Here is a 2,189-nt window from a genome sequence, read left to right as displayed (position 1 = left end):
GGGCCGACGTCGGGGCGGGGGCGATGCTATGGCGCGGATTTCTGGCGGCGCCGTCGCCGGTGAGCTGGTATCGGGCGCACAATCGCAGCATCATCTCCGGATTCCTTGATCACGAGGACGAGGCGCGGGCCGAGCCCGAGGTCGAGCGGTTCATGATGAATGTGACGCTGGCGCGGGTGGTGTTCACGCATGTTCTCGCCGAGCGACCGGCGTTGGCGCTGGGGCGGTTCGGGTGGGCGACCCGGCCGGTGGCGGATCCGCGGCGCAGCTCGGTCGGGGTTTTTCTCGACCTGCACAACGTCTTTCCGCAGGGATATCCACTGACGCGAATATCCCTGGAGGAGGTCATCGCGGCCGAAGGGAAGGTGGCGCGGATCATCGATCTCGGCCTCATCCTGCCGAAACTGACTGAGCTGTACCAATTCTCGGCTCGTACACTCGAGGAACCGCGCCTGCACCACCTGGTCAGCGATGGACTGTTTCGCTACGCCGGAATCGATATCGACCATTCCCAGCTCCGTCCGGACGCGGCGAGCCGGTTCGTCGGGCGACTCACCGCGCCCATTCCGCGCGGCCCGAATACCGGGAAAAATCGATTTGCGGGAAAGTAACGCGCCCGCTGTGGGCGCGATGTTCCGGGCAACACCTATTCAGGAGGTCGGAATGCTATCTGCGAAGCGGCTTGCTGCAGGCGCTGTCGTCGTCACCGCCACCGCGGGCACCATGCTCGCCGGTACCGGCACAGCCCAGGCCGATGTCCCCGTGTGGGAGGCCAACTGCCACGTGTACAACATCTTCAACACCGGCGGAATGTCTCTGTGTGAACTCCCCACCTGGCATCAGGTGAAACTCACCTGTATCGCCTGGCCCGTTCCATTCACCTATTGGAAGTACGGCCCCATCCAGTACGGCCAGAACCAATCCTGGGCCAGCTGTGATTCGTGGAACGCCCTGGTCAACGTCGAGGTTATCCAGGCGTACCCCTGATCTCACCAGCTGCCGTTGAAGAATGCGGCCAACGCCGAGGTCGAATGGATCACCGCGGTCGTGTTCGCGATAAGCAACACGACCGCGGCCGATCCCAGTAGTGCGCTGACAATGCCCGCCGCGCACAGCACACGTCGTGCACGTGCCTCGGAGGCTCGTACGAATTTCCGCCAAGACACCGCGATGATCGCCGATATCGCGGCCATGACCGCCACCGCGACGTGATATCGGGCGAAATCATCGACCATATCTTTCACCGGCGCAGAAGTGGTGCCATCACCGGCCAATTGCTGCCGGATTTGATCGAAGACGGCGGATAGCTGTGGGTCGTCCGCCCCGGACGGCAACATCGGCAGCAGCGACGAGAACGGCGCGACCGCCCCTTGAATATTCGCGATCACCGCCAACAGCGCCGCGAATGCGAACAACCCGACCAGGCTCCCCGCCGTCGCCAGCCAAATCCGCTGTGCCGCACCGAGCATCGCCCCACGCACGAATGCCTTCCACAGCAATGCGGCCAACACCACGAGCGCCACGAGCAGCGCACCCGCGATCGCCCCTTTCACCACGTGATATCGAAACCAGTAATCGATCACCCTGGTCAGCGCGGGCGGCCGTCCCCCATCCCCGGATTCCCAATAGGCGACAAACCCGTCCCGCAAGGCCCGCCGCAACTTGCCCTGATCGGCGAATCCCTCCGAACCGCTCTCGGCCAGCGGCCCCGGCACGAGCACGAAGGCGACCCCGAGCGCCACGGCGACACCGGTCAAGCCGGCGAGCGCACGACCGGGCACGACATCCACCGATCGCATCGAAACATCAGAGCCGCTCAACGAGCCCCCTTCAACTCGGATCCAACAGCCCTCCCATTCTGTGCGTGATCCGCCTCACCCGCCACGCCCACCCATCGCTGCCCGGTAACTCCCACCGCGAAAGTAGACCCGCAGGTACGTGATTCGATCACCAACCCTCCACCCCCTCGCCGATCGTGCCGGCACAACTGACCAACCGTGCCTAAGTCGATCTCCCGCAAGGTGATCCCGCCGGTATGCGCCAGAATTGCTGAGTCCGGCGCTCTTTCGCCGCCCGGACCGCCCTGATTCTCCTGGAAGGTGAAACGTGTACAGACGCTTGATCACAACCGTGGTGATCACGATGGCCGTAGCCGCAGCCGCAAGCTGCGCCGACCACCGCAACACTCC

Annotated in this window: 2 protein-coding genes and 1 pseudogene; 2 read left to right on the top strand and 1 reads right to left on the bottom strand. The window is 64.2% G+C overall.

The window, feature by feature from the left end; translation table 11 throughout:
• Window positions 1-611 (top strand): annotated as a pseudogene (locus ACAM49_RS39915) (hypothetical protein); the annotation flags it as partial.
• 52 nt (window positions 612-663) lie between these two features.
• Window positions 664-987 carry a hypothetical protein gene (locus ACAM49_RS39910; RefSeq protein ID WP_040810758.1) on the top strand — a complete coding sequence of 108 codons (324 nt, stop codon included), beginning with the start codon at window positions 664-666 and terminating at the stop codon, window positions 985-987.
• A 2-nt stretch (window positions 988-989) separates the two neighbouring features.
• Here ACAM49_RS39910 and ACAM49_RS39905 read toward each other — a convergent pair whose 3' ends face one another.
• On the bottom strand, window positions 990-1,583 hold the full coding sequence (locus ACAM49_RS39905; protein ID WP_369640700.1) for a hypothetical protein: 594 nt from the start codon (window positions 1,581-1,583) through the stop codon (window positions 990-992).
• Between the last annotated feature and the right edge of the window lie 606 nt (window positions 1,584-2,189).

It is taken from the genome of Nocardia sp. JMUB6875, from assembly GCF_041154655.1.
Classification (GTDB): Bacteria; Actinomycetota; Actinomycetes; order Mycobacteriales; family Mycobacteriaceae; genus Nocardia.
Note: the sequence above shows the minus strand (reverse complement) of the source record. Positions and strands in the feature narration are given on the sequence as shown.